This window comes from Micromonospora lupini, from assembly GCF_026342015.1.
Taxonomy (GTDB): domain Bacteria; phylum Actinomycetota; class Actinomycetes; order Mycobacteriales; family Micromonosporaceae; genus Micromonospora; species Micromonospora lupini_B.
This window is the reverse complement of sequence record NZ_JAPENL010000001.1, coordinates 708,211-733,747: the sequence shown is the minus strand read 5'-3', so window position 1 is coordinate 733,747 and position 25,537 is coordinate 708,211. Positions and strand designations below refer to the sequence as shown.

The window sequence follows — 25,537 nt, the reverse complement described above, 5'->3', positions numbered from 1 at the left end:
CAGGCAGTCCAACTGCGTATCAAACAACCGCCACGCCGAGCCTGCACAACCTAGAGTTGTGTCTGTAGGGTCTGTCGGCATGGACTTTGATGCCGTGCGCACCTTCGTCGCCGTCGCCGAGGCGGGCCAGTTCCAGGAGACCGCCGCCGAGCTGTCGATCACCCAGCAGGCCGTCTCCAAACGCATCGCCGCGCTGGAGCGCAACCTCGACGTACGGCTGTTCACCCGCACGCCGCGCGGCGCTGAACTCACCATCGACGGGCAGGCATTCCTGCCCCATGCCCGGGAACTGCTACGCGCCGCCGAGCGCGCGGCCGCGGCGGTGCGCCCCGGCAGCCGTCCGTTGCGCGTCGACGTGATCGCCTCACGCCTCGCCACGTCCGGCCTGATCCGCGGCTTCCACCAGGCACACCCCGAGATCGATCTCGACGTGATGAAACTGTTCGACGTCGAGACGGCCGTCGCCGCCCTCCGGTCCGGCGCGATCGACGCGTCCTTCCGCGCGGTCGCCATGCCCGGCCGGCCCTTGCCCGAGGACATCGAGACCGTCCGGGTGCTCGACGAGCCGCTCCAACTGCTCACCGGCCCCGCCCACACGCTGGCGTCGGCCCGGTCGGTAACCGTGGCACAGCTCGTCGGGCACCGGATTTGGATGCCCGGCATCACCCCCGGCACCGAGTGGGCCGCCTACTACGACGACCTCATCGCCGAGTTCGGTCTCACCATCGAGGCAACCGGCCCTAACCTCGGCGCCGACGCGCTCCTCGACACTGTCGCCGACATCCCGGCACTTGCCACCTTCATAGGTGAGCAGACCCGCCTTGTCTGGCCTGCCAGTCACGGCCTGCGCCGCATCCCGGTGGTCGGCCCTACCCCGGTCTACCCGCACTCGCTCCTCTGGCACCGCGACAATCTCCACCCAGCGCTGGCTGCCCTCCGCGACCACCTCGCCGGCACGACGGCCAGCCACGACAGCCCCGGAACCTGGACGCCGAGCTGGGTGACTCGGACGTCGACGACAGAACTTCGGGATGAACACTGAGACCGGAGGGCGAGCTGGCAACGGTGCGAGCCTCGACCTCCCACGAAAGATGCTGATTTCGCTGGAAGCTGCAGGCACCCCCTGATGGCGATGGTTCGGGGCTTGCTGCATCAGATTCGCTAGGCCGGAATCAGGTTCATCGGAACGCTGCATCAAGTTCTGCGGGCCGCATCAGGTTCTCGGGTCCAGGACAGCGCTGTTGATGAAGCGACACACCATCCTGAAGCCTTACGCACAATAACTGTCATTATGGTGCTTGACCGATATGCTCGGTTTGTGGTGGCTAATTAGCGGATTATCGTTACCGGTAACGCATTAATTCGTGAAGAGGCGTCCCACTGCTGCGCCACCGCGTCTGCAGAGGTCTCGTGTCACAAACGCTGTGGACGAGCCGGAGTTCGGCGCTCCGTCAACGGGGGCAGCCGGCCCCCGCCGCTGATCCGGACCGGCCCACACCTGACCCGACCATGACGCGCATCGCCGAGGCGGCGCGACGCGGGCGAAGGACCCGACGACCGTGCGGCGTTACGCCGGCGGTCGGGTGAGTTTGGCGGCCACGGCGTCGAGGACCCAGTCCAGGCCGGTCGCGAAGGACGCCTCGGCGTTCGTTTCGCTGCCGTCGTACACGGCCTTGGCAAGCGTCGGGAAGCGGCCGGTGGCCAACATCTTCGTCACGTGCGGGCCGGAGGCGCGCTGCCACTCGCGTTTGGACAGGCCCGTGGCGCGCTCGGCGCGCAGGTTCGCGATCTCGCGCCTGATCGCGCCGATGAGGTAGGAGCTGACGGTTTCCGCTGCCCGCAGGACGGTGTCGATGTCGGCGAGGCCGTCGAGGGCGGCCAGCTTGGCCTCGGTCACGGCCATGCCGTTCGGGCCGAGGGTCGGACGGCCGCCGAGCAGGTCAGCCAGCCAAACGTGGCGCAGAGCGGCCTGCCTGGTGCGCTGGGCGAGGACGCGCAGCGCCTCCCGCCAGTCACCGGGCTGCTCCCCGGGGAGGATCTCGGCGTGGACCTCGTCCACCATGAGGTCGAACAACTCGTCCTTTGTGGAGATGTACCCGTACAGCCGCATCGGGCCGGCGTTCAGCCGGGCGGCGACCTTGCGCAACGACACCGCCTCCAGCCCGCCCTCGTCGGCAAGCGCGATGGCGGCGGCGATGATCTGCTCCCGGTCGAGCGGCACGGGGGGATTCCGCGGCTCCGGCCGGTCCCACACGGTCATGGTCACTCCCTGCTGTTGCGGTGCATTGTACGGCGGCGATACAGTGTCTCGCCATGAGACACCGTATCGCCGTCGTCGGGGGCGGCCCCGGCGGCCTCGCCTTCGCCCGTGTCCTGCACCACCACGGCTGTCCCGTCACCGTCCTCGAACGCGATTCCGCGCCCGACGCCCGTCCCCCGGGCGGCACGCTGGACCTGCACCAGGGGCTGGGCCAGCTCGCACTGGACAAGGCGGGGCTGCTGGCCGAGTTCCAGGCGCTGTCTCGTCCCGAGGGGCAGGCCATGCGCATCCTGGACACCGCAGGGACCGTTCTCCGGGACTGGCGACCCCGTCCGGATGAGCAGGCCAATCCGGAGATCGACCGCGGACAGCTCCGTGACCTGCTGCTCGGCTCTCTCGACGTGCAGTGGGGGCGCGAGGTGGCCCAGGTGGTGCCGGGGACCGGGGAGGGCGTACTGGTCCATTTCGCGGACGGGCGGCAGGAGACGTTCGATCTCGTGGTGGGCGCAGACGGCGCCTGGTCGCGGGTCCGCCCGGCGGTCTCGCCGGTGACGCCGCAGTACGCAGGCGTCACCTCGGTCGAGACCGCCATCGACGACATCGACAGCCGCCACCCCAACCTCGCCCAGTTGGTCGGCGACGGCTCGGTGGCCGTCTACGGCGTGAACCGATCCCTCGTCGCCCAGCGCAACAGCGGCGGTCATGTCAAGGTCTACACCACGTTCCGCGCGCCGCTGGACTGGCACGCGGACCTGGACCTGACCGACGTCGAGGCCACACGATCGCACCTGCGGGCTCTGTTCGACGGATGGGCCACTCCTGTCCTGGACCTGCTCGGCCACGGCACCGCTTTCGTCCGCCGTCCCATTCATGTCCTGCCCGTGTCCCACACCTGGGCCCACGTGCGCGGTGTGACGCTGCTGGGCGACGCCGCCCACCTGATGCCGCCGTTGGGGGCGGGCGCGAACCTCGCGATGCTCGACGGCGCCGAGCTCGCGGAGTCAATCGCTGCCGACCCGGAAGATCTGGACGAGGCCGTCCGCGCCTTCGAGGAACGGATGTGGGTGCGGGCCGGCAGGTGGGCGGCGATCACGACGGCCGGTCTGGAACGTCTCGTGAGCCCGGACCCGGCCGAAGCCCTCGCCCTCTTCGAACAGGTCCACGGCTAGGGCAACAGGAACTGGCCGGCCTGCGGCGGGCCCGGACGACGATCAGCGGCGTTGCCGCGCCCGATCGCCGCCCGGACTCCGCCCGTCCTTACGTGACAGGCCCGAGGTGTACGCGGTTCAGTGGGCGGGCTCGCCGAACCAGCGGGAGAGGTGGTCGTCCAGGTCCCGCTGGTCGTCGCCGATCCAGGCGACGTGGCCGTCGGGGCGTACCAGGACGCACGGGACGTCCAGTTCCGCCGTGGGGTCCGCGAGGTGGTCGACCCGATCCGACCAGCCGCCGACGCTCAGGCGTTCGGTGCGGTCCAGCAGCAGGCCGCGCCCGCGATGCAGCAGGTCGTAGAGGTGGCCCTGGCGCACGTTGACGTCGCGCAGGCGGCGGCCGAGCAGGTCCGGGCCGGCGCCGACGTCGTAGCGGATGCCGAGCCCGGCGATCTTCTCGATCAGGTGGCGGTTCACCTCGTCGACGTCCATCAGTTCGGCGAACAGCCGGCGCAGCGCCCGCGGGCCCGCCTCGGTGGACAGCAGTACGGCCTGGGCGCGGGTGTTGTCCAGCACGTCCGCGGCGACCGGGTGACGTTCGGCCTGGTAGGTGTCCAGCAGTGTCTCCGGCGCCCAGCCGCGGACCTGCGCGGCCAGTTTCCAGCCGAGGTTGAACGCGTCCTGAACACCCAGGTTGAGGCCCTGCCCGCCGATGGGTGGATGAATGTGCGCCGCGTCGCCGGCCAGCAACACCCGCCCGACCCGATACCGTTCGGCCAGCCGGGTGGCGTCTCCGAAGCGGGACATCCAGCGCGGAGAGTGCACGCCGAAGTCGGTCCCGGCGACGGCCCGCAGTTGTTCGCGGAAATCCTCGATCGTCGGCGGTGCCGCGCGGTCCCGGACTCCCGCCGCCGGGACCACGACGCTGTAGACGCCGCCCCCGAACGGACGCAGCCAGAAGGGGTGCGGGGCATCGCGGATCCCGGCGACGGTGGCGGCGATCTCCTCGGGCGGCACACCCGCTTCCATCTCGCCCATGAGCGTCTGGGTCCGCGTGGGCTCGCCGGGGAAGTCGACGCCGAGGAGCTTGCGTACCGTGCTGCGCCCGCCGTCACAGCCGACGAGGTAGCGCGCCCGCAGCCGTTCCCCGTCGGCCAGCTCGACTGTCACACCCTCCTCGTCCTGCTCGACGCCGACGACTGTGCGACCGCGCCGGACCTGCGCGCCCCGCTCGATCGCATGCTCTTCGAGCAGGCGGACGATGACCGGCTGCGGGATGCCCAGCAGATAGGCGTACGCGGAGTCCAGGTTCTTGGGCGCGGGTTTGGCGATGGCGGCGAAGAATCCGGCCGCCGGACGCCGCCTTCCCACCGCGAGGATGCGATCCAACAGTCCGCGCATCGCCATCAGCTCGAGACTGCGGATGTGCAGACCGACGATCCGGACGAACGAGACGGGCTCGGTCTCCTTCTCGAGTACGAGTACCCGCACGTCGTGCAGCCGCAGCTCGGCGGCGAGCATCGCGCCGGTCGGCCCGCCGCCGGCGATGATGACATCGAACACGGGGGGCGTGCGGGCCACGCCGGTGGCCGGGGGTTCGGCGGCGTCGTACGACGGCTGCGCGGTGGTGTGTCGTGGAGAGTGCACAGGTGTTGCCCTTCGGGAGTGCCACGGTGGCGAGGCGCTCCCGGCGACACCTACGTCAGTCGCCCGGCCGTGACGGCAGGGGGGAGCACCCACTTCGATACGACGGTCATGGGTCTCACCTCCTCGGGCGGTGTCACGGTCAGCAGGACGCTACAAGCCCGCCGAGCAACCCGTCCAGTCCTTTATCCGCCGGGGTGCGGGGGGTGAGTCAACGACCTGTGCAGCCACTCGGACATCAGCGCGCGTTCGGCGTCGGTGAGTCCCGGGAGTTCGGGCAGGACCGTCGCGAACGTCACCGTCACCGCGTTCGTGGCCGTGTCGGGCGCCGCCGGAGCGTCCGCGACGATGCCGCTGAGCACGGTGTCGAACATGGCGTCGGCCAGACCGTTGTCGCGCTCGTCGTCGGGTGTTCCCAGCAGGGCGAGGATGGTTCCGTTGCCCGCGGCGTGGATCATCATGAGGGCCCGCTGCTCGTCGACACGCAGGAGGCCGGCCGCGGCGAGCCGCCGTACCCGGGCGCGCAGCACCTCGATCCCCGCGAGCGTCGCCGGTGAGGGCCTGCCGCGTCCACGCGTGGCCATGAGCGCGTACAGCTCCGGGTTCGCCAGGCCGAACCCGATGTGCGTACGCCATCCGGAGCGCAGGTCCGCGATGGGGTCACCCGTCGCCTCGTCCGCGCTTGCCGACTTGCCGCCGACGTAGACGGCCATGACGTGTTCGGCGACGGCGTCGATGAGGCCGTCCTTGTCACCGAACAGGCGGTAGATGGTCGGCGCCTGCACGCTGGCCGCCTGGGCGACGGCGCGCGTCGTCACCGCGCCCGCCCCCTGCTCGCGCAGCACCTTTGCGGCTGCCGCGACGATGCCGGCCCGGACGTCGTCTCGCGATGCCGCCTCCTGCGCCCCCACCATGAACCAATGCTAACAGCATCTTGTTAACTCCGAATTATCGCTGCTAACGTATCGGCTATATCGTTGATAACGAGGGAGTTCTTCATGATCGTCGTAACCGGCGCCACAGGTCAGCTCGGATCCCTGATCGTCGACCGGCTGCTCGAGCGGGTCCCCGCCAGCACCGTGGCCGTGAGTGTGCGCGATGTCGACAAGGCCACCGGCCTCGCCCAGCGTGGCGTACGCGTCCGCGCCGGCGACTTCACCGACGCCACCACGTTGGCGCACGCCTTCGAGGGCGGCGACACGATCCTCATCGTCTCCGCCGCCATCCGCGGCCCCGGTGCCGTCGTCGCCAACCGCGTCGCCATCGACGCCGCCCACGCCGCGGGGGCCACGCGCATCCTCTACACCAGCCACCAGGCCGCCTCCCGGCACTCGCTGTTCCCCGCCCAACTCACGCACGCCGAGACCGAGGAGTACCTGGCCGGGCTGGGCGTCCCCTTCACCGCCCTGCGCAACGGCTTCTACGCGAGCACGCTCAGCTACTCCGTCGGCGCGGCGCTGGAGACCGGCCAGCTCGTCGCGCCCGTGGACGGCCCCGTGTCGTGGACCGCACACACCGACCTGGCCGAGGCGGCGGCGATCGCCGTTACCGACGACGGCGTCCTCGACGGCATCACGCCCGCCCTGACCGCGTCCGAGGCTCTCGACCTCGAGGCGGTGGCCGCCGTGCTGACCGACATCACGGGCCGCAGCATCAGACGCGTCGTCGTCACCGACGAGGAGTGGCGGGCGTCCGCCATCGAAGGAGGCATGCTGGCCCCGGCCGCCGACTTCACCCTCGGCCTCTACCGGGCGGCGCGACGGGGAGAGTTCGCCGTCACCGACCCGACCCTGGGGGGCGTCATCGGTCACCCCCCGACGTCCGCCCGCTCGGTGCTCGAGGCCATCGTCGCCCGGGGCTGACGCTCTCGAACGGCCGATCTTCTTACGGCGCGCCCGACGTGGCGGTTTCCAGGAGCCGGCGCAGCGCGGCCTCGTCTCCGCTGACGTCGGCCAGGCCGGAGGCCCGAGCGGCGGTCAGCGAGGCGGAGCCGTCGAGCAGGGCGTTGAGGGTCGCGGGATCGGTGCGGAGGCCGGCGTCCACCTGGTCCGGCTCGCCGGGTTCGATGTGCACCCGGCCGTCGCGGGTATGGATCGTCCAGATCTGGCCGGCGAGTTCGATCCGGTACCTGGCCGGCGGCGCCTGCGGGCTCGGGTGCAGTGCGCCACGCAGGAACAGCAGCACCGAGGTCGCGTTCAGGTGGACGGGCGCCGGGGGCAGCGGTACACGCAGGCCCCACCCGCCGAGGGCCAGCACGATCGGCTCCAGCTCGCGGCCGGAGTCGGTGAGGTCGTACACCATCGAGGCCGCCGGCGGCGGAAGCCGGCGCTGGCGGACCACGCCGTGGCTCTCCAGCTCGCGCAACCGGTCGGTGAGCATGTTGGAGCTGACCGCCGGCAGTGCCCGGCGCAGGTCGGAGAAGCGCTGCGGCCCGAGGAGGAGTTCGCGGACGACGAGCAGCGCCCAGCGTTCCCCGACGACGTCGAGGGCTCGGGCGATCCCGCAGGCGTCGCCGTAGGTGCGACTGGTCGGCATGTCGGTACCCCTTCCTCGGACATGCTAGATGCTAATCGCTCCTCGTTGGTTGTTTTAAACAACCACGAGGACTACCGTCTCGGCAGACAGATTGACCAGGCCCACTGGCGTCGGTGGGCTGCGGGAGGGAGCACAGTCATGGAAAGCCCAGTGGTGCACTTCGAGATCATCGGCACCGACCCGCAGCGGTTGCGCAGCTACTACGGCGACCTCTTCGACTGGCGGTTCGACGTCACGAGCGACGCCGCCGAGGTGGTTTCGGCGCCGGGACAGTACGGATTCGTCCAGCCCGACGGCGGCGGTGTCCCCGGCGGCGTCGGTGGTGGCACGGAGTATGCCCCTCGGACGTTGTTCTACGTCGGCGTACCGGACGTGGAGGAGGCGTTGCGGCAGGCCGAACGCCTCGGCGGCGCCCGGGTGTCGGGGCCGCACCCCAACCCCGCGGGTACGTTGGTCGTCGGCTTCTTCACCGACCCGGAAGGACACCTCGTCGGGCTCGCCGCCGCCGGACCCGCCACGGCGAGTTGACCGTCGACCGGGTCAAGGCCCGAGCATCTGCGCCATGAACGACCAGACGTCGCCCGCCCCGACCATGACCCGCATCGGCGAGGCGGTGCAGGTCGGCCGAGCCGTCCGCACCTCCGTCCGCGACTTCGCCGTCGACGATCGAGCCGACCTGCGGCGGCAGCGTCGCGTGCGTGGGGGGCCGACGGCGGCGGCGTCCGCTCCCCCACGCACGGGCAGCGCGGAGACGCTTTCAGTTCAGCATCGCCCGGGTCATTCGACGGGTGGCGACGTACATCGCGATCGAGCCGAACGCGACGAGGTAGACCACCGGGATCAGCAGGTCCCAGTGGAGGCGGCCCAACGCCGGCTCCCGAACCAGCTCGATGCTGTGGTAGAGCGGCAGCGCCCGGATCAGGGGCTGCACGGCCTCCGGGTAGATCGACAGGGGATAGAACGTCGTCGCGAACAGGTACATCGGCAGCATGAACAGCTGGATGTACTGGAAGTCGGGGAAGTCACGCAGGTACGTCGTGACGGCCAGCCCGCCCGCGGCGAACGCGAACGAGATCAGCACCGAGGCCGGCAGGGCCAGCAGCGCCCAGGGCGAGGTGACCAGCCCGCCGACCGCCATGAGGGCGAGGAACCCGATCGACGTCAGCAACGCGTTGATCATTGCGCTGGTGACCTCGCCGACGGCGATGTCGGTGACGGAGAGCGGTGTCGGCAGGATCGCCTGGTAGGTCTTGTCGACCCTCATGCGGATGAAGACGCCGAAGCTGGTCTGGTTGAACGCGGTGTTCATCGCGGTCGTGGCCAGGATCGCCGGGGCCACGTAGGCGGCGTACGGGACATCGACCCCGGGGACCGTGCCGACGAGCATCCCGACGCCGACACCGATCGACACCAGGTACAGGATCGGTTCGACGAGCGCGTTGAGCAGCGGCGTGACCGACCGACGGTAGATCATGAAATTGCGTTCGATGAGCGCGAAGGCTCGGCGTCTCGTCCAGGCGGGTACGACGACGGTGGTCATGCCTGGACTCCGAACGTGGGCCGTCACGGGTGCAACCGCCGGCGATAGGTGACCCGGGCGACCAGGAAGCCGCCAACTGCGAGCACCAACAGGTAAGCGATATGGACGGAGCTGCCGGTGATCGTCGCCGTGCCGAGGCTGAGGGTGCGGCACAGCTCCACCCCGTGCCACAGCGGCAGCAGATAGGACACCGGTCGGATCCACTCGGGTAGCTGCGAGACCGCGAAGAAGGTGCCGGAGAACAGGTAGAGCGGCATGATGACGAAGCGGAACACCGTGTCGATCTGGCGCATCTTGCGCACACCGACCGCCCACGCCGCGGCCGGCGCCGCGAACGCGACCCCGGTCAACGTGGCGCCGAGCAGGGCGCCGAGCGCCCCCCAACCTCGGATCAACCCGAACGCGGCCATCACCACGATGAAGGCGCCGCTGGCGATGAGCACCCGGAAAGCGATGAACAGCAGGTGCCCGGCGGCGAGCTGCTCCGGGTCGAGTGGCGTCGGGGTGGCGCCCCGGTAGGCCCCGAAACCCGCTGCCCGGGCAACTCCCGCGGCACCCTCCAGAAACGCGTTCTGCATCGCGGCCGCGGCGAGCATGCCCGGGGCGAAGAACGCCGCGTAGGAGACGCCGGCGATCTGGGCCGGCGCGTTGCCGTCGACGAGAGTCCCGAGGCCGGCGCCGATACCGATGAGGAACAGCAACGGGTTCAGTACGTTGATCACGATCGAGCCACGCCAGGTGCGCCGGTAGCGCGTGACCCAGTATCCGAATGCGCGCAGCATCAGTGGTCTCCTCTCCTGCTACTCGATGAGCGATCGGCCGGTGAGCGTGAGGAACACGTCCTCCAACGTGGCGCGGCGGACCAGTGCGGTGAGCGGCGTGAGCGCCATGGCGTGCACCGCGGCGAGGGCGGCCTCGCCGTCGGCGGTGTAGACGAGCACCCGGTCGGGAAGCAGCTCGACGCGGCCGTCAGTGTCGTTGCCGCCGGTGGCCAGTGCCGAGGTGCGCAGCTTCTCCGCGACGGTGTCCCGCTCGTCGAGGCGAAAACGCAGTTCCAGGACCTCGCGCGTGGCGTACCTGGTGATCAGTTCCCGAGGCGATCCCTGCGCGACGATCCGGCCGTGGTCGACGACGATGAGCCGGTCGCAGAGCTGTTCGGCCTCGTCCATGTAGTGGGTGGTGAGGATGAGCGTGACGCCCTCCTGCTTGAGCTGGAAGAGGCGGTCCCACAGGACGTGCCGGGCCTGCGGGTCGAGGCCCGTGGTCGGCTCGTCGAGGAGCAGGATGTCGGGCTCGTTGATCAGGGAGCGGGCGATGGTCAGCCGTCGACGCATACCGCCGGAGAGCGTCTCGACCTGGTCGCCGGCCTTGTCCTGAAGCTGGGCGAAGTCCAGCAGCCGGGTCGTGCGCTCCCGGATGAGGGCCCGGGGCAGGCTGAAGTACCGCCCGTAGATGTGCAGGTTCTCCCGGACGGTGAGTTCGTTGTCCAGGTGGTCGTCCTGCGTCACGACACCCAGCCGGGCACGGATCTCCGGCCCCTGCCTCATCGGGTCCAGGCCGAGCACGCGCAGACTGCCGCCGCTGATCGGTGACGTCGCGGCGATCATCCGCATGGTGGTGGACTTGCCGGCGCCGTTGGGGCCGAGAAGCCCGAACGATTCCCCCCGCTGGACGTCGAAGTCGATGCCGTCGACCGCGTGGAACTCCGCACTGGACCCTCGCGGCGGATAAATCTTCGTCAGCTTTCGCGCCTGAACCAGGGGATCTTCGATCACCACGGCAGCCTACGGAATTTTAACAGGCAACTGCAAGAAATTAACAGGGCATTGTAATTTTCCGTGCGCTGGTCGCCATAGCCCACCGTGGCCGGTTGCGTCCGCCGATCACCCCTGCGAGGGTCGAGCAATGTCGACGGTGACCGGCGCCGACCTGCTCCAGGCGGCCGACGAGACGACACGGGTGCTGCATCCGCACCGCGACCGCGACTGGTCGGTGCCCGCCGGCACGCTCACCTGGAGCTGCTGGACCACCGTCGCGCACATCGCACACGACCTGCTGGCGTACGCCGGCCAGGTCAGTGGCCTGCCGCGGGACGGCTACCTGCCGTACGACCTGCGGGTCTCCCCCACCGCGAGCCCGGCGCAGACCCTCACCGTGGTGCGGGCCTGCGCCGGACTGCTCGCCGTCGCGGTCGACAGCGCCGCACCGGACGCGCGGGCCTGGCACTTCGGGCCCTGCGACCCGACCGGCTTCGCCGCGATGGGGGTGGCCGAGACGCTGCTGCACACCCACGACATCACAGTCGGCCTCGGCGTGCCGTGGCAGCCACCGGACCGGCTGAGCGCGCTGGTGCTGCGGCGGCTCTTTCCGGACGCCCCGGCCGGCCCCGCGCCCGACGTGCTGCGGTGGATGACCGGTCGCGGCGAGCTGCCCGGTCGGGCACGGCGTACCTCCTGGAGGTGGCATGCCGCGGTGGACTGATCCGTCACTCAGCCGATCGCGGCGGTGGGTGGTCGTCGCCCCGGCGACCACCCACCGCCCGCGCCTCCCCCCGTGCGCCGCCGGCGTCCCTCCGCGACGGAGCGACGCCGACGGGTGGAGCGTCACCGTCAGGTCCAGCTGATGCCACGCGTGCCGACGTTGCGCATACGCTTCTCCTCTCCCCCTGGAGGCGGCCCCGTGCCCGCCCGGTGACCTCAGCGTCGGTCGCCGCCCACGTCTGCGGTAGGGCTGTGGGCGTTCGGAGTCGTTCGGCCTTGTTCGACGGGTCCGGCGAACGTCACCGGCGCGGTGGCACGCCGCCACAGCGGTCCGAGGGCGAGCACTGCCACCGCGCCCGCCAGTCCGCTGAACCCGATGACAGTGGTGGCCGGCCAACGGTCGGCGGCCAGACCCGCCACGACCATCGCGGCGCCCTGCGACCCACTCAGGCCGGTGATGGCCACCCCGAACGCGCGTCCCCGGTATTCCGCCGGCACCGCCCGCCCGAACAACGCGTTCAGCGGAATGGCGAAGGCGCTCGCGGCGCCGGCCAGTCCCAGCAGCAGGAGCACCACCCACAGCGCGGGGACGAGCCACGCCGCCGTCAGCACCCCGGCCGCCAACGCGGCAAGGGGCAGGATCAGTCGCGGGCGGGCCGTCGGCGGGCAGAACCGGGTGAGGGCCACCCCGCCGAGGGCCATTCCCGTCGGCGCGGCAGCCAGCAACAGTCCCACGGTGGCGGCGCCGCCGCCGTACTGCCGGGCCAGCGGCGCCATCAACCCCTCGGCGGCATAGGTGAAGGCGCTCGCCGTCCACAGGACGAGGACGTAGGCGCGCAGCCGGGGGTCGGCGACGATCACCCGCAGACCTGTCGCCCGGCCGCGGCCGGCCGGGCTCAGCGGCGCCCGGGGCGCGGGGCGGGCCCGCACGCCGACGGCGATCAGCAGCGCGGAGACACCGAACGTACCGGCGTCCACCAACAGCGCCCCGCGCAGCGACAACACCGCCACCAGACTGCCGCCGACGGCGAAGCCGACCACCTGCACGACCTGGGCGCAGATGTTGTCCACCCCGTTGGACACCGCGTAGCGGTCGCCGTCGAGCACGTCCGGCAGCAACGCCGCCCGCGCGGCCACGAACGGCGGCCGCATCAGGTTGACCGCGAAGAGCAGCGCCACCAGGGCGGGCGCGGGCAGGCCCGGCAGCGCCGCCACCGGCACGAGCGCCGCGCGGGCCAGGTCGCACACGATCAGGACCCGCCGCCGGGGGAACCGGTCGGCGAGGCCGGACAGCAACGGTCCGCCGGTGAGCCAGGCCAGATAGGAGCTGGCGTACGCCGTGGCCGCCAGCGCCGCCGAGCCGGTCGCGGTGTAGACGAGGTACGCCACGGTGACCGCCGTGAGCTGGTCGCCGGCCAGGGACAGCAGGTACGCGGCGAACAGGTGGCGGTACTCGCGCACCGCGAACACCTCGGCGTACGTCGCGGCGCGCTCGCTCACGTCGCCCCCGTCCCGTCCCCGCGCCTGATCCTCAGGGCGCTGGGTCCCGACCGTAGCGACGCGGCCGTCTGCGGGGACGCGACCGGGCGTTCGGAACGGTTCGGATCCGTTCGAACGGCCGGCTACCTGCGGGGGTCAGCCCCGGCGACGCCAGCGCAGCCACCAGCCCCGGCGGACGCGCCGGCCCGCCTCGCCGGCGGTGGCGGGCTCGGTGGCGGCGGCCCGGACCTCGGGTCGGGCGCGCTCGGTACGCCAGCGACGGACGACCTCGTCGGCGTTCACCGGCCGGACGGCCACCCGGGGTCCCTCGGGGTTGCGCAGCCAGGCGACGATCTGCGTGTTGAGCTGCCCCACGAAGTCCCGCACGGCCTGCTCGGTGGGCAGGTCGCGGACCTCGTCGGGGACCTGCTCGATGCGCCGGCGCAGTTGCAGCGGGGTGGGCAGCAGCAGGTCGCTGGGCAGCTTCTCGCGCTCCAGGAAACTCTTGATCCACCACGACTCGTCGTACGGCATTCCGCGCCCGGGGATCGGCTTGCCCATGCCGGGCAGGTTGTCGAACTCGCCGCGTTGCACGGCTCCCCGGATCTGCGCCTCCACGGCCGCGTCCCACGCCTCGGTCACCCTGCGGCACCTCCCCTGGCCACCGTAACGCGCCGCCTCCGGCCGACGACACGCGCTCGCACCGGGTCAGCGCCTCCACACCGCTGACCATTCCCGCCGAGGTGGTTTCCGCCCGGGTGACCGCATTCCAGGCCACCATCGCTCGGGTGGTCCTGGGCCGGGGTCGTCTGTCGGTCTAGGTTCGGTGCACGGGACGGCGAACGGGGGCGAACGTCATGATCGGCACGGGTGCGCTTGTGGGTGTCGCGCTTGTGGCGTTGGGGCTGGTGCTCACGCCCGGCCCGAACATGGTCTACCTGGTCTCCCGCTCGGTGGCGCAGGGCCGCCGCGCCGGGCTGATCTCACTGCTCGGGGTGGCCGCCGGCTTCGGCGTCTACCTGGCCACGGCGGCCGCCGGCCTGGCCGCCGTGTTCGTCCTGGTCCCGACGCTGTACGCGGTGGTGAAACTGGCCGGCGCCGGCTACCTGCTGTGGTTGGCGTGGCGCACGCTGCGGCCGGGCGGCGGCTCACCGTTCACGCCCGCGCCGCTGCCACCGGACCCGCCGCGGCGGCTGTTCACCATGGGTCTGGTCACCAACCTGCTCAACCCGAAGATCGCCATCCTGTACGTGTCGCTGCTGCCGCAGTTCGTCGACCCGGCGCGCGGGCACGTGGCCGCGCAGAGCCTGCTGCTCGGCCTGACCCAGATCGCCGTCGCGCTGAGCGTCAACGCGCTGATCGTGCTCAGCGCCGGGGCGCTGGCCGGGTTCTTCGCCCGCCGGCCGGTGTGGCTGCGGGTGCAGCGGTGGGTGGCGGGGACGGCTCTGGCCGCGCTTGCCGTCCGCATCGCCACCGACAGGTCCCGCGCGGCGGTCGCCGGGCCCTGACCCGGCCGGTCAGCGCTCCCGGTGGCGGCGGAGCATCGCCGCGGCCAGCGGCGCGGCGTCCAGGTCGCCGGCGGCGAGCCGGGCGGCGAGGGTACGGCGTACCAGCCGGTCGGCAAGCGCGGGCGCGTGCCTGCCGACGGCCATCTCCAGCCGGCCGCGTCGGGTGGTCGCCACGTCCCGGGGCGCCCGCCGGGCGGTGGCGGCGCGCAGGATCGCGGCGACGACACCCTCGACGGGCTCCGGGCGGGACACTCCCCGCAGGGACAGCCCGGCCTCGGCGGTGCTGTCGTGGATCGGTGAGGCCACCATGCTCGGGTAGACGACGCTCACCCCGACGTGGCTGCCCACCTCGTGGCGCAGCGCGTCGGCGTACGCGACGAGGGCCCGCTTGCTGACCCCGTACGCGGCGGCGAGCGGCAGTGGCAGCACCGCCATCCGGCTGGCCACGAAGATCACCCGGCCACGCGCGGTGAGCAGCGGGGGCAGCGCGGCGGCGGTGGTCCGCCACGCGGCGAGCAGGTTGACCTCCAGTTGCTGGCGGACCACCTCGTCGGGCGGCAGCTCGGCCGGGGCGGGGCCACCGACCCCGGCGTTGTTGATCAGCAGGTCGAGACCGCCGAGGTGGTCGACGGCGGCCCGTACCGCCGTCGGGACGGCCGCCGGGTCGGTCAGGTCGCAGCCGAGCACCGGCAGGTCGACGTCTCCTCGCGCGTGCAGGTCGAGCCCGACCACCCGGGCGCCGGCGGCGTGCAGCGCGGCGCCGAGGTGCCGGCCGAAGGTCCCGTTGGCGCCGGTGACGAGGACCCGCCGGCCGGTAAGCGTCACCGGCCCGCTCCGGCCGGCGTGGCGCGGCGGGCGACCGAGGTCAGCTCCCGGGTCAGCTCGGCCAGGTAGGCGTCGAAGTCCACACGCATCGCCGGGCGGCGCTGACCCCAGCGGGCCGTCGCCGCCCGCAGTTCGGCCCGGCAGGCGGCCCGCTGCCGTTGCGGGTCGGGCAGCGTGTACCGGCCGGCAAGCTGCGCGGCGATCAGCTTGGCCTGCGCCTCGACCAGGGGGAACGCGGAGCCGGTGGACTGCATCAGCCCGACGAACGTCAGGCCGGGGGCCTCGGGGTGGAAGACGTGCCGGTACAGCGGCAGGGTGTCCGCGCCGCCGCCGAGCAGCTCGGGGTCGAGAAAGCCGATCTCCACCCGGTAGCCGGTGCACCAGACGATCAGGTCGACGTGGTCGGCGCGGCCGTCAGTGAACGCGACCCGGTCGCCGTCGAGGGCGGCGACGCCGGGGCGCGCCTCGATGTCGCCGTGGGTCAGCCGGGACAGCAGCCCGTCGGAGAGCGTCGGATGGTCCTGCAGGAAGCCGTGCGTCGGCGCGGGAAGCCCGTAGCGGGCGGGGCTGCCGACGGTGGCGGTGAGCATCGTCTGGCTGATGCGCTGACGCAGCCGCCACGGCAGCCGGCGGGCCAACGCGCCGTTGAGGGTGTCCGACGGGCGGCCCAGCAGGTACTTGGGCACCACCCACACGCCCCGACGCAGCGACAGCAGGGTGTGCTCGGCGGCGTACGACGCGTCCACAGCGATGTCCATCGCGGAGTTGCCGCCCCCGACGACCAGGACGCGTTTGCCGGCCAACTGCTCCGGGCCCCGGTAGTCGTGGCTGTGCAGCTGCTCGGCGGTGCTGGCGCCCGGATACGGCGGGCTGGGCAGCCGGGGCACCCGGTTGTGGCCGTTGGCGACCACCACGGCGTCGACGGCGACCTCGACCGGGCCGTCCGGCCCGCTGGCGGCGACCGTCCAGGTGCCGTCGGGTTCCCTGGTGACCCGCTCGACCGTGTGCCGCAGGCGGATGTCGTCGCGCAGCCCGAACCGGTCGGCGTACTCGCCCAGGTAGCCGGCGACGCGTGTGTGGTCCGGGTAGTCGGGCCAGTCGGCGGGCATCGGATGGTCGGCGAACTCGGTGCGGCCACGGCTGGTGTTCAGGTGCAGCGTGCGGTACGCGGGCGAGTCGGGCGCCCCGTACACCCACAGGCCGCCGACCTGGTCGGCCGCCTCGAAGCAGACCACGGCGACGGCCTCGTCGCGCAGTGCCTTGACGGCGGCGAGTCCGGCCGCGCCGGCGCCGATCACCGCCACCCTGGGTCGTGCCTGCATCACTGCCCCCATTAATCCAACGTCCGATGGATAATCGTCGGGTGACGGCGGCCCGTCAAGGGGCCGCCGGTCCGTACAGCCCGTCCAGGAGGCGGTGGACGAACGCCCGGAACTCGCGCCGCTCCCGGGCGCCCGGCGCGCCCCCCGCGGCCAACGCCACGACGTGCCCGTGTGTCGCCCAGACCAGGCTGCGCACGGTGATGTGCGGTGTCGGCTCGGCCAGGGCGCCGGTCGCCGCGGCGGCGGTCAGCAACTCCGCCACCAGCCGGTAGAGCGGCTCGGCGTAGCGCTGGTCCAGCTCGGCGTGCCGCTGCGGCTCCAACCAGCGCCGCAGCCACAGCGCGGTGGTCTCCGGGTGGTCCTCAAGGAAGTCGACGAACACGTCGACCAGGTCGTGCAGCGCCCGCCGCGCCGCGTCCGGGCCGGCGTCGAGGGCGACCCGGGCCCGCTCGGCGGCGGCGGTGAGGACCTCCCGCTCGACGGCGAACACCCGCGCGAAACAGGCCTCGTAGAGCGCCGCCTTCGTACCCGTGTGGTGGGCGACCGTGGCGACGTCCACCCCGGCGGCGGCGGCGACCTCCCGCAGCCCGACGGCGTCGAAGCCGCGCTCGGCGAACAGCGCGGTGGCGGCGGTGAGCACCACCTCCCGCGTCGGTCGGGTCTCGTCGCGCCGGGGCCGACCCGGACGGCGTCGGGGCATGGTCATGGCCGCCATTGTGCCCCTAGAATCCAGCAACTGTTGGATTGCGGAGAGGATGCGGCGATGACCGGGCTCGACCGGCGGCCCGCGGCCGCCAGCGACGCGACACTGCCCCGCGGCCCCCTCGCCGGCTTCGCGGCCGGCTCGCTCGGCATGGGTGTCTGGGTGACGGTGCCCGGCCTGCTGCTGCTCTACTTCCTCACCGACGTGCTGGCCGTCGGGCCGTGGCTGGCCGGCCTCGCGCTGCTGCTGCCGAAGGTCGCCGACGTGCTGCTGCACCCGTGGGTGGGGCACCGCGCCGACGTCGAGCAGGCCCGCCGGGGCGACAGGCGCCGGCTGCTGCTGCTCGGCTGCGCCCTGCCGGTGGCGTTCGCCGCGCTGTTCGCGGTGCCCGGCGGTCTGACCGGCGCGCCGGCCGCCGCGTGGGTGGCGGTGTTCTTCGTCGCCGGCAACCTGCTCTTCGCCGCCTACCAGGTCCCCTACCTGGCCACCCCGGCCGATCTGCGCATCGGCTACGACGAACGCACCCGGCTGATGGCGTTCCGGATGGTGGTGCTGACCCTCGGCATCCTGGCCTCCGGGCTGGTGGCCCCGCTGCTGACCGGCGGCGACGCGGCGAGCCGCGGCGGCTACCAGCGGATGGGCGTGGTCCTGGCCGTCGGAATGCTGGCCGCCATGCTCGTCGGCGTCGCCGGGACCGCCCGCCTGCGCGGCGTCGCGGCGGGCGCCCCGACGGCGGGGCACGGCGGGTGGCGGGCGCTGCGCACCGCCCTGCGCGACAGGCAGTTCCGCTGGCTGGTCGCCGCGTACCTGGCCATGTCCACGAGCACCCACCTGGTCCTCGCCGGGGTGCCCTACTACGCCGAGTACGAGCTGCGCGCCCCCGGCCTGACCACGGTGCTGGTGGCCGCGTTCGTCGCGCCCGCGCTGCTGGTCACCCCGGGGTGGCTGCTGCTGGCCCGCCGCGTCGGCAAGCAGCGGGCGCTGCTCGGCGCGCAGGGCGCGTTCGCGCTCGGCTCGCTGGTGCTGGCGGTGGGCCGCCCGGCCGGCCTGCCGCTGCTGGTGGCCGCGGTGGCGGTGCTCGGGGTGGCGTTCGCCGGCATGCAGCTGCTGCCGTTCTCGATGCTGCCCGACGTCATCCGCGCGGCCCGCGCGACGGGCGCGGGCACCTACACCGGGGTGTGGACGGCCACCGAGGCCCTCGGCGCGGCCCTGGGCCCGTACGCGTACGCCCTGTGCCTGACCGTCGGCGGTTTCGTGGCCTCGACGGCCGGCGAGTCGCCGACGCAGCCCGACGCGGCGCTCGCGGCGGTCCGCTACGGCTTCGGACTGCTGCCGGCGGTGGCGATGCTCGCCGCGCTGCTGCTGCAACGCCGCTACACCCTGGACACGACCGCCCGGGCCGCGAGCTGAGCGGCCGGCACTAGACTTCGCCCTCGATGGACGCCCCGCTCACCCCCACCGAAACCCGCCCGTGCGCCCACTGTGGAGCGCCGGTGCCGCAGCGTGTCGGCGCGGGCCGCCCGTTTCGCTACTGCCGCGACAACGACGGCGCCTGCCAGCGCGCCTCGCGCAACAGCCGGATGCGCCACCGCAACGCGCCCGGCCTGCCCGGCCAGGTGGCCCGCACCTGGGAGGCGGTGGACCGCCTCGACCAGATCGTCGAGACGTTGACCGAGGCGTTGCACGCCGAACTGTCCCCGGTGGGTGTGCAGCGGCAGCTCGCGCAGGCCCGCGCGGAGGCCGCCACCGAGGTCGCGGCCGCGCAGACCGAACGCGACGAGGCCCGCGACGATGCCGAGTCCGCGGCGGCCGACGCGGCGCGCGCCCGGGAGCAGGCCCGCGCCGCCCGCGCGGAGGCCGACGATGCCCGCCAGCGCGCCGAGCAGGCGGTGGGTCAGGCCGCCGCGGCCGACGAGCGGGCGCAGCGCGCCGAGACCGCCGCCGACCAGGCCCGCCACGACGTCAGCGCCGCCGAGGCGCTGCGCGCCCAGGCCGAGCGGGACCGGGACCAGGCCCGCGCCGAGGTGCGGGACCTGCGTTCGCAGCGGGACGTCGAGCGGCAGCGCGGGGCCGACCTGACCGTCGAGCGGGACGCGGCGCGCGCCGACGCCGAGCGGGCCACCCGGGCCGCCGCGGAGGCGACCGAGCGGGCCGGGCGGTGGCAGACCGAGGTGCAGGACGTGCGCCGCCAGATCGACCAGGCACGCGCCGACGCCTCCCGGACCCGCGCCGAGGCCGCCGACGCGGCCCGGGCCCGGGAACAGGCCGACCGGGCCCGCGACCGCGCCCAGGTCGCCGCCGCCGAAGCCGACGATGCCCGGCAGCAGGCCGCCGAGCTTGCCGTCCGGCTGCGGGCGGAGCTGACCGCCACGGCCACGCAGCGCGACTCCCTCGCCGCCGACCTGACCGCCGCCCGGCAGGCCGCGGCCACCGCCGAGGGCCGGCTCACCGCCCTGACGGTACGTCTCGACGCCGCCGAGGCCGACCGTGACGTGGCGCAGCGGCGGGTGGCGCAGCTCGGCGACCAGGTCAGCGACCTGGCGTTGGCGCTGGCGCGGCTGGGCGCCGCGGCCCCCGCCGCGGCGGGCGCTTCCGAACCGGGTGCGACGCCGGCGCAACCTTGACCGCGTTCGGGCGGTTAACATCCCCGGTGGCGGTCGCAACACGCCACCGACGTGGCGTCATCGTTCCGGCCGGCTACCCTTGGGTCCGGCTCACCCGTGGACGCCTCGCGCCCTCGGGCGGGAATGGGGCGACGGGAACGCACCGTTACACCCAGAAGACCAGCACCACGAACGAGGGGAAGTCGATCATGGGCGAGCGTATGCTGCGCGGAAGCCGACTCGGCGCGGTCAGCTACGAATCCGACCGCAACACGGAGCTCGCGCCGCGTCAGACCCGCGAGTACCTCTGCGCCAAGGGCCACCAGTTCGAGGTGCCGTTCGCCGTCGACGCCGAGGTCCCGACGACCTGGGAATGCAAGTTCGACGGCAGCGTCGCCCGACTCGTCGACGGCAGCGAGCCGGAGCAGAAGAAGGCCAAGCCGCCGCGTACCCACTGGGACATGCTGCTGGAGCGGCGCTCGATCGCCGAGCTCGAGGACATCCTCGCCGAACGCCTCCAGGAGGTTCGGACCCGCCGCGGCCGCGCCTGAGCCGCATCGCACGACACGGCGCCCCCGGGTCTTCCCGGGGGCGCCGTCGTGTGTGCGTGCGGTTCAGTTGCGGCCCGGCTCGACGATCTCACCCTCGATGGCCCGGCCACCGTCGACGACCACCGGCTGCTCCGGCTCCGGACGCGGCGGCGGCTGCGGCGCGCCCTGGCGCACCCGCACCGTACGCGGCCCGAACAGGTCACCGGCGACCATCGACGACACCCGCCGCTCGGCGGTGCGTTGCACCCCGGAGCGGGCCAGACGACGCACCGGCGGCACCATCAGCAACAACCCGACCAGCCCGCTGACCAGACCGGGCGCCGCCAGCAGCAGCGCACCGGCCAACCCGACGAGCCCGTCGGTCACCTGCTGCCCCGGTGGCTGCCCGGCCTGCGCGGCGGTACGGAACCCCCGCCACGCGCGCATCCCCTCGCGGCGCAGCAGCACCAGCCCCAGCAGCGACGCGGCGAACACCAGCAGCACCGCCGCGCCGAACCCCACGGCCCGCCCGACACCGACGAACACCGCCAACTCCAGCAGCACCGCCAGCAGCAGGGCGACCGGCACGAACCTCAGTCCTCGGCGCATCTCACCTCATCGCCATCCCGCGGCACACCGACACGTACCGCACATCCAGCATGACACGGCCGCGCTCACGGCCACCGCACCTGACCCGTGGGGGTGCCGTGCAGGCCACGGCGTACGGCCTGCCGCCGGTCCTGCACACCCCAGCGGGTGATCCGCCACAGCGCCTCGGCGACGATGCGCGGGCTCATCTTGCTGTCCCCGTGTTCCCGCTCGGCGAACGTGATCGGCACCTCCACGATCCGCACCCCGGCCCGGTGGGCGAGCCGCGACAGCTCCACCTGGAACGAGTAGCCCTGCGAGCACACCGAGCCCAGGTCGATGGCGTCCAGGGCGCTGATCCGGTACACCCGGTACCCGCCGGTGGCGTCGGACACGGGCATGCCCAGCGCCAGGCGCGCGTACAGGTTGCCGCAGCGCGACAGCAGCAGCCGCCGCAGCGGCCAGTTCACGACACGCGCGCCGCTGGTCCACCGGGACCCGATGACCACGTCGGCGTCGCGGGCGGCGGTGAGCAGCGCCGGCAGGTCCTCCGGGGCGTGTGAGCCGTCGGCGTCCATCTCCACCACCGCGTGGTAGCCGCGCTCACGCGCCCACCCGAACCCGGCCAGGTACGCCGCGCCGAGGCCCTGCTTGCCCTCGCGGTGCAGCACCTGCACGTGCGCGTCGCCGTCGGCGAGGGCGTCGGCGATCGCGCCGGTGCCGTCGGGGCTGTTGTCGTCGGCGACGAGGATCTGCACGGCGGGGGCGGCCCGCCGGACCCGGCCCACGATCGCCGCGATGTTGTCGGCCTCGTTGTAGGTGGGGATCACCACCAGCACCCGGCCCACGCCGGGCACCTCGTCCGGACGCCGGATCGTATCGGTCGCCTGGATCACGGTTCCTCCGCTCCCGCCGGCGTACCGGCTGCTGCTATCCGGGGACCACCCGCTGGCGGCGGCGCAGAACGCCCGCGCCGACCAGGGCGGCCACGGCCAACCCGGCGAGGGCGACCTCCGGCCACCAGCCGAGGCGGGTGGCGAGGGTGCGCCCGCTGTCGAGCCGGAGCTGCCGCACCACGACCTCCCGGGTGTTGAACCCGGTGGCGTCGCTTACCCGCCCGTCGGGGGCGACGAACCCGGACACCCCGACCGTGGAGGCCATCAACGCCGGCCGGCCGTGCTCGACCGCCCGCAGCCGCACCATGGCCAGTTGCTGGCGGGCCTCCGCCGCGTTGAAGGTCGCGTTGTTGGTCTGCACCACGAGCAGCTGCGCGCCGCCGGTGACGGTGTCGCGGACCAGCCCGTCGTAGGCGACCTCGAAGCAGATGACGTCGCCGAGCACGGCCGGGCCGGCGCGTACCACGCCCGGGGTGCTGCCGGGCACGAAGTCGTTGCGGATCAGGTCGACCTGGTCGCTGACCATGCGGGCGATGTCGCGCAGCGGCACGTACTCGGCGAACGGCACCGGGTGGCGTTTGGTGTACAGCTGCGCCATGTCCGCGCCGGTGCCGGGTCGCCACAGGATGCCCGCGTTGCGGACCTGCCCGGGGCCGGGGCCGAGCAGCACCGCGCCGACCAGGATCGGGGCGCGGATCGCGTCGGCGGCCTGCGAGATGCGGGCGCCGGCGGTGGGGTTGCGCAGCGGGTCGATGTCACTGGAGTTCTCCGGCCACACCACCATGTCGGGTTGGCGTTGCGCGCCGGAGGCGACCCGCGCGGCCAGCTCCAGGGTGGCGTCGACGTGGTTGTTGAGCACCGCCTGGCGTTGGGCGTTGAAGTCCAGCCCGAGGCGCGGCACGTTGCCCTGCACGATCGCCACGGTGACGGCCGAGCCGCCGCCTGCGGAGGCGACGGGCGTCAGCAGGCTCACCGCGCCCACCGCCACGGCCACGGCGGCCGGCACGGCCGCGGCCGTCCACCACTCGGGGCGGCCGGCGCGGCGGGCCGCCCAGCCCCGCCAGACGGCGGTGACGAGCAGACCACCGACGAGGGCCACGGCGAAGGTGACAAGCGGTGCGCCGCCGAGCGCGGCCAGGCGCAGCAGCGGCGAGTCGTCCTGGGTGAACGCGAGCCGGCCCCACGGGAACCCGCCGAAGGGGGCGCGGTCGCGCAGCGCCTCCTGCCCGACCCACAGCAGGCCGGTCAGCGCCGGCCACTGCCAGCGGCCACGGTCGGCCAGCGGTGACACCCAGGCGGTGGCGGCGCCGAGCAGCGCCAGGTAGCCGGCCTGCAACAGCGACAGCAGCACCCACGGCAGGTAGCCGGTGTGCAGGTTCGTCCAGGCCAGCAGCGGCGCGAACAGGGCCACCCCGGTGAGGAAGCCCACGCCGGCGCCGGCGCGCAACCGTCGCCGGTGCGCGGCGGCGGCCAGCAGCGCCACACCGACGGGCGCGAGTGGCCACACCCCGTACGGCGGGAACGCCAGCAGCAGGGCCAGCCCGGCGGCGACGGCCATCGGCGCGGCGACCCGCAGCGGCAGCGGCCGCCCGGCGGCGGCCGGGTTCGGCGGCGCCGCCGGGGTGTGGGTCTCGTCCCGGTCCAGCGTCGTCACCGCAGCGTCCCCTCGATCACCTGGCGAAGGCTACCTGGCCGGCGAGCCCGGCGACCCCATCGGGCTGGCCGGGGATGAAGCGCCCGGCGGGCATGAAATCGGGGCGCGGCTCGCGCCGCGCCCCGATGCTCCCAGGCCCTCCCCGGCCGGTGCGGCGAGGATGAAGCACGCCGACCTTCGGACCGACCAGGCGGTGGACTGGCTGCCCCCGCCGGGCCGTTGTCTACTGGCCGTGCACCTCACCCTGCCCGTACACCGGTAACCGCGACCGGTTCGCGCCGCCCCGCCGACCCCCGCCCGCTGGACCTGGCCGCCGCGACGATGACGCTCAAAAATGTCGCTCGGCCAGCGGACGAAGGGACGAAGCGAACAACAGCCGCTTCCCGTGGTAGGACTCAAAGACGGTACGTGCTGCACCCCGTCTCCTGTCAACCCACCCCCGGCCTGTCGTGTGTTGCGCCACGGCGTGTCGGGTCGGCGTGTCTCACTGCGTGCCCAGATGGTGGCGCAGCAGCGCCGCCGCCGCCGTCCGGTGCTCCTCGGCGAGCAGCCCACCGGCGGCCAGCACGTAGTCGACGTCGACGACCGCGCGGGCGGCGCGCGGCAGCGCCCACCCGCCCGCGTGATCGGCCAGGACCGCCGCCAGGACCTGCCCGGACGCGGCCCCGGGGGCGTGCCGCAGCACCCCACCGGAGCCCACCAGCAGCCGCACGTCGCGCAGGTCCCGCCCGGCCCGCTCGCCGGTGGCGGCCCCCCGGGCGTGCCGGCGCAGCGCGACAGTCGCCGCGAGCGTGGCGATGCGCCGGTCCACGGCCCGCTCGCCGTCGTCGGCGGCCAGGAACGCGGGGTCGGCGGCCCGCCTGTCGGCGGCGGCGCCCAGGTCGCCGGCCTCGTCGGGGCTGAGCAGCCGCTCCTCGGCGGCGGCGCGCACGACACCGGGGGCGCTCCACCGCATACCCAGGTCACCTTCGACGGTGCGGGCCCGCCACAGGCTGCCCGCGACCTCCCGACCCGGCCCGGTGGCCCGCTCGTCGGGCGTGAGCACCGAGTACACGTCGGTGGTGGCCCCACCCACGTCGACGACGGCGAGGTCCCCACCGAGGGTGTCGGCGAGCACCTCCACGCCGGTGAGGACCGCGTCGGGCGTGGCGGCCCGCACCAGCCGCGCGAACCGGGCGCCCCTCGACAGTCGTTTGCCGCCGATGACGTGGCGCAGGAACACCGCGCGGATCGCCGCGCGCGCCGACGCCGGGGCGAGCACCCCGATGCGCGGCAACACGTTGTCCGCGCCGGTCACCGGCACCCCGGCGGCCTCCAGCAGCCCGGTCAGCTCCACGCGTACGTCGGTGTTGCCGGCCAGGACGACAGGTATCCGCCAGCGGGCACGGGCCAGGCGGGTCGCGTTGTGGGTGATCGTGTCGGCGTCACCGCCGTCGGTGCCGCCGACGAGCAGCACCACGTCCGGCCGGGCCGCCCGCAACGCCGTCAGGTCCGCCGCGCCGAGCCGCCCGGCCGCCACGTGCACCACGTGCGCGCCGGCGGACAACCCGACCCGCCGGCCCGCCTGCGCGGTGACGAGGGCCTCGTAGCCGAGCACTGCCAGCCGCAGCCCACCACCGGCGGACGAGCAGACGTACCACGGCACGTCGCGCACCCCGAGCCCGGCGGTGGCCGCCGCGACGGCGGCGTCCAGGCCGTGCAGCACGTCGCTGCCCACAGTGGTGGGCGCGGCCGCCGCGCCGACGAGGACACCCGCGGCCAGGTCCACCACCGCCGCCTTGGTGTACGTGGAGCCGACGTCCGCGCAGACCGCCAGGGTCAC

At 73.3% G+C, this 25,537-nt stretch carries 25 protein-coding genes; 9 read left to right on the top strand and 16 right to left on the bottom strand.

Features of this window, described 5'->3' with window-relative positions:
• The first annotated feature begins 79 nt into the window (after positions 1–79).
• Positions 80–1,042, top strand: a complete 963-nt coding sequence (locus tag OOJ91_RS03410; protein WP_266242288.1) for a LysR family transcriptional regulator — start codon at positions 80–82, stop codon at positions 1,040–1,042.
• Positions 1,043–1,567: 525 nt separating this feature from the next.
• Here OOJ91_RS03410 and OOJ91_RS03405 read toward each other — a convergent pair.
• Positions 1,568–2,260 (bottom strand): TetR/AcrR family transcriptional regulator C-terminal domain-containing protein, encoded by a 693-nt coding sequence (locus tag OOJ91_RS03405; protein WP_266242285.1) that lies wholly within the window; start codon positions 2,258–2,260, stop codon positions 1,568–1,570.
• 53 nt (positions 2,261–2,313) lie between these two features.
• On the opposite strand from OOJ91_RS03405, the gene OOJ91_RS03400 reads away from it, so the two are divergent.
• Positions 2,314–3,429: an FAD-dependent oxidoreductase gene (locus OOJ91_RS03400; protein ID WP_266242283.1), complete on the top strand. Its 1,116-nt coding sequence runs from the start codon at positions 2,314–2,316 to the stop codon at positions 3,427–3,429.
• Positions 3,430–3,546: 117 nt separating this feature from the next.
• On the opposite strand, the gene rox is transcribed toward OOJ91_RS03400, so the two are convergent.
• The gene (rox, locus tag OOJ91_RS03395; RefSeq protein ID WP_266245246.1) at positions 3,547–4,971 is read right to left on the bottom strand and encodes a rifampin monooxygenase; all 1,425 of its coding nucleotides are present in this window, start codon (positions 4,969–4,971) and stop codon (positions 3,547–3,549) included.
• A 266-nt stretch (positions 4,972–5,237) separates the two neighbouring features.
• Positions 5,238–5,966, bottom strand: coding sequence for a TetR/AcrR family transcriptional regulator (locus tag OOJ91_RS03390; protein WP_266242281.1), 729 nt, complete (start codon positions 5,964–5,966; stop codon positions 5,238–5,240).
• An 84-nt stretch (positions 5,967–6,050) separates the two neighbouring features.
• Between OOJ91_RS03390 and OOJ91_RS03385 the strand changes: the two genes are divergently transcribed.
• Positions 6,051–6,914, top strand: a complete 864-nt coding sequence (locus OOJ91_RS03385) for an NmrA family NAD(P)-binding protein (RefSeq protein WP_266242279.1) — start codon at positions 6,051–6,053, stop codon at positions 6,912–6,914.
• Positions 6,915–6,936: 22 nt separating this feature from the next.
• Here OOJ91_RS03385 and OOJ91_RS03380 read toward each other — a convergent pair whose 3' ends face one another.
• Positions 6,937–7,587 (bottom strand): winged helix-turn-helix transcriptional regulator, encoded by a 651-nt coding sequence (locus OOJ91_RS03380; RefSeq protein ID WP_266242276.1) that lies wholly within the window; start codon positions 7,585–7,587, stop codon positions 6,937–6,939.
• Positions 7,588–7,725: 138 nt separating this feature from the next.
• Between OOJ91_RS03380 and OOJ91_RS03375 the strand changes: the two genes are divergently transcribed.
• The gene (locus OOJ91_RS03375; RefSeq protein ID WP_266242273.1) at positions 7,726–8,115 is read left to right on the top strand and encodes a VOC family protein; all 390 of its coding nucleotides are present in this window, start codon (positions 7,726–7,728) and stop codon (positions 8,113–8,115) included.
• A gap of 229 nt (positions 8,116–8,344) precedes the next feature.
• On the opposite strand, the gene OOJ91_RS03370 is transcribed toward OOJ91_RS03375, so the two are convergent.
• Genes OOJ91_RS03370 through OOJ91_RS03360 form a run of 3 tightly spaced genes read right to left on the bottom strand, consistent with a single transcriptional unit; the run spans position 8,345 to position 10,905 of the window.
• Positions 8,345–9,127, bottom strand: a complete 783-nt coding sequence (locus OOJ91_RS03370; protein WP_266242270.1) for an ABC transporter permease — start codon at positions 9,125–9,127, stop codon at positions 8,345–8,347.
• A 23-nt stretch (positions 9,128–9,150) separates the two neighbouring features.
• Entirely contained in the window at positions 9,151–9,909 is a 759-nt protein-coding gene (locus OOJ91_RS03365; protein ID WP_266242267.1) for an ABC transporter permease, read from the bottom strand.
• A gap of 18 nt (positions 9,910–9,927) precedes the next feature.
• Positions 9,928–10,905: an ABC transporter ATP-binding protein gene (locus OOJ91_RS03360; protein ID WP_439117013.1), complete on the bottom strand. Its 978-nt coding sequence runs from the start codon at positions 10,903–10,905 to the stop codon at positions 9,928–9,930.
• Positions 10,906–11,032: 127 nt separating this feature from the next.
• Here OOJ91_RS03360 and OOJ91_RS03355 point away from each other — a divergent pair, with 127 nt between their 5' ends.
• The gene (locus OOJ91_RS03355; RefSeq protein ID WP_266242265.1) at positions 11,033–11,608 is read left to right on the top strand and encodes a maleylpyruvate isomerase N-terminal domain-containing protein; all 576 of its coding nucleotides are present in this window, start codon (positions 11,033–11,035) and stop codon (positions 11,606–11,608) included.
• Positions 11,609–11,823: 215 nt separating this feature from the next.
• On the opposite strand, the gene OOJ91_RS03350 is transcribed toward OOJ91_RS03355, so the two are convergent.
• Positions 11,824–13,107, bottom strand: a complete 1,284-nt coding sequence (locus OOJ91_RS03350) for an MFS transporter (RefSeq protein WP_266242262.1) — start codon at positions 13,105–13,107, stop codon at positions 11,824–11,826.
• Positions 13,108–13,242: 135 nt separating this feature from the next.
• Positions 13,243–13,728, bottom strand: a complete 486-nt coding sequence (locus OOJ91_RS03345) for a DUF1992 domain-containing protein (protein ID WP_266242260.1) — start codon at positions 13,726–13,728, stop codon at positions 13,243–13,245.
• A 215-nt stretch (positions 13,729–13,943) separates the two neighbouring features.
• Between OOJ91_RS03345 and OOJ91_RS03340 the strand changes: the two genes are divergently transcribed.
• Complete coding sequence (locus OOJ91_RS03340) at positions 13,944–14,594, top strand: LysE family translocator (RefSeq protein WP_266242258.1); 651 nt, start codon at positions 13,944–13,946, stop codon at positions 14,592–14,594.
• Positions 14,595–14,603: 9 nt separating this feature from the next.
• Here the strand turns inward: OOJ91_RS03340 and OOJ91_RS03335 are convergent, their stop codons facing one another.
• Genes OOJ91_RS03335 through OOJ91_RS03325 form a run of 3 tightly spaced genes read right to left on the bottom strand, consistent with a single transcriptional unit; the run spans position 14,604 to position 17,447 of the window.
• Positions 14,604–15,419, bottom strand: a complete 816-nt coding sequence (locus OOJ91_RS03335) for an SDR family NAD(P)-dependent oxidoreductase (RefSeq protein WP_266242255.1) — start codon at positions 15,417–15,419, stop codon at positions 14,604–14,606.
• Entirely contained in the window at positions 15,416–16,741 is a 1,326-nt protein-coding gene (locus OOJ91_RS03330; RefSeq protein ID WP_266242253.1) for a flavin-containing monooxygenase, read from the bottom strand. The genes OOJ91_RS03335 and OOJ91_RS03330 overlap by 4 nt, the downstream gene beginning before the upstream one ends.
• A 55-nt stretch (positions 16,742–16,796) precedes the next feature.
• Positions 16,797–17,447, bottom strand: coding sequence for a TetR/AcrR family transcriptional regulator (locus tag OOJ91_RS03325; RefSeq protein ID WP_266242252.1), 651 nt, complete (start codon positions 17,445–17,447; stop codon positions 16,797–16,799).
• A 57-nt stretch (positions 17,448–17,504) separates the two neighbouring features.
• On the opposite strand from OOJ91_RS03325, the gene OOJ91_RS03320 reads away from it, so the two are divergent.
• The 3 genes from OOJ91_RS03320 (at position 17,505) to OOJ91_RS03310 (ending at position 20,598) form a co-directional block, all read left to right on the top strand.
• Positions 17,505–18,854 carry an MFS transporter gene (locus OOJ91_RS03320; RefSeq protein ID WP_266242251.1) on the top strand — a complete coding sequence of 450 codons (1,350 nt, stop codon included), beginning with the start codon at positions 17,505–17,507 and terminating at the stop codon, positions 18,852–18,854.
• Between the two features lie 26 nt (positions 18,855–18,880).
• Positions 18,881–20,068, top strand: a complete 1,188-nt coding sequence (locus OOJ91_RS03315) for a hypothetical protein (RefSeq protein WP_266242250.1) — start codon at positions 18,881–18,883, stop codon at positions 20,066–20,068.
• Between the two features lie 188 nt (positions 20,069–20,256).
• Complete coding sequence (locus tag OOJ91_RS03310) at positions 20,257–20,598, top strand: RNA polymerase-binding protein RbpA (RefSeq protein ID WP_046564157.1); 342 nt, start codon at positions 20,257–20,259, stop codon at positions 20,596–20,598.
• Positions 20,599–20,661: 63 nt separating this feature from the next.
• On the opposite strand, the gene OOJ91_RS03305 is transcribed toward OOJ91_RS03310, so the two are convergent.
• The 4 genes from OOJ91_RS03305 to OOJ91_RS03290 form a co-directional block, all read right to left on the bottom strand.
• The gene (locus tag OOJ91_RS03305) at positions 20,662–21,186 is read right to left on the bottom strand and encodes an FxsA family protein (protein WP_266242204.1); all 525 of its coding nucleotides are present in this window, start codon (positions 21,184–21,186) and stop codon (positions 20,662–20,664) included.
• Positions 21,187–21,251: 65 nt separating this feature from the next.
• The gene (locus tag OOJ91_RS03300; RefSeq protein ID WP_266242202.1) at positions 21,252–22,061 is read right to left on the bottom strand and encodes a polyprenol monophosphomannose synthase; all 810 of its coding nucleotides are present in this window, start codon (positions 22,059–22,061) and stop codon (positions 21,252–21,254) included.
• 34 nt (positions 22,062–22,095) lie between these two features.
• On the bottom strand, positions 22,096–23,715 hold the full coding sequence (lnt, locus tag OOJ91_RS03295; RefSeq protein ID WP_439117012.1) for an apolipoprotein N-acyltransferase: 1,620 nt from the start codon (positions 23,713–23,715) through the stop codon (positions 22,096–22,098).
• 484 nt (positions 23,716–24,199) lie between these two features.
• On the bottom strand, positions 24,200–25,537 hold the full coding sequence (locus OOJ91_RS03290; protein WP_266242200.1) for a glutamate mutase L: 1,338 nt from the start codon (positions 25,535–25,537) through the stop codon (positions 24,200–24,202).

Excerpts from the sequence above, each read along its gene's own strand:
- OOJ91_RS03410 (WP_266242288.1), top strand. The coding sequence starts at position 80 with ATGGACTTTGATGCCGTGCGCACCTTCGTCGCCGTCGCCGAGGCGGGC.
- OOJ91_RS03405 (WP_266242285.1), bottom strand. The coding sequence starts at position 2,260 with ATGACCGTGTGGGACCGGCCGGAGCCGCGGAATCCCCCCGTGCCGCTC.
- OOJ91_RS03400 (WP_266242283.1), top strand. The coding sequence starts at position 2,314 with ATGAGACACCGTATCGCCGTCGTCGGGGGCGGCCCCGGCGGCCTCGCC.
- OOJ91_RS03390 (WP_266242281.1), bottom strand. The coding sequence starts at position 5,966 with ATGGTGGGGGCGCAGGAGGCGGCATCGCGAGACGACGTCCGGGCCGGC.
- OOJ91_RS03385 (WP_266242279.1), top strand. The coding sequence starts at position 6,051 with ATGATCGTCGTAACCGGCGCCACAGGTCAGCTCGGATCCCTGATCGTC.
- OOJ91_RS03380 (WP_266242276.1), bottom strand. The coding sequence starts at position 7,587 with ATGCCGACCAGTCGCACCTACGGCGACGCCTGCGGGATCGCCCGAGCC.
- OOJ91_RS03375 (WP_266242273.1), top strand. The coding sequence starts at position 7,726 with ATGGAAAGCCCAGTGGTGCACTTCGAGATCATCGGCACCGACCCGCAG.
- OOJ91_RS03370 (WP_266242270.1), bottom strand. The coding sequence starts at position 9,127 with ATGACCACCGTCGTCGTACCCGCCTGGACGAGACGCCGAGCCTTCGCG.
- OOJ91_RS03365 (WP_266242267.1), bottom strand. The coding sequence starts at position 9,909 with ATGCTGCGCGCATTCGGATACTGGGTCACGCGCTACCGGCGCACCTGG.
- OOJ91_RS03355 (WP_266242265.1), top strand. The coding sequence starts at position 11,033 with ATGTCGACGGTGACCGGCGCCGACCTGCTCCAGGCGGCCGACGAGACG.
- OOJ91_RS03340 (WP_266242258.1), top strand. The coding sequence starts at position 13,944 with ATGATCGGCACGGGTGCGCTTGTGGGTGTCGCGCTTGTGGCGTTGGGG.
- OOJ91_RS03330 (WP_266242253.1), bottom strand. The coding sequence starts at position 16,741 with ATGCAGGCACGACCCAGGGTGGCGGTGATCGGCGCCGGCGCGGCCGGA.
- OOJ91_RS03325 (WP_266242252.1), bottom strand. The coding sequence starts at position 17,447 with ATGACCATGCCCCGACGCCGTCCGGGTCGGCCCCGGCGCGACGAGACC.
- OOJ91_RS03320 (WP_266242251.1), top strand. The coding sequence starts at position 17,505 with ATGACCGGGCTCGACCGGCGGCCCGCGGCCGCCAGCGACGCGACACTG.
- OOJ91_RS03315 (WP_266242250.1), top strand. The coding sequence starts at position 18,881 with ATGGACGCCCCGCTCACCCCCACCGAAACCCGCCCGTGCGCCCACTGT.
- OOJ91_RS03310 (WP_046564157.1), top strand. The coding sequence starts at position 20,257 with ATGGGCGAGCGTATGCTGCGCGGAAGCCGACTCGGCGCGGTCAGCTAC.
- OOJ91_RS03305 (WP_266242204.1), bottom strand. The coding sequence starts at position 21,186 with ATGCGCCGAGGACTGAGGTTCGTGCCGGTCGCCCTGCTGCTGGCGGTG.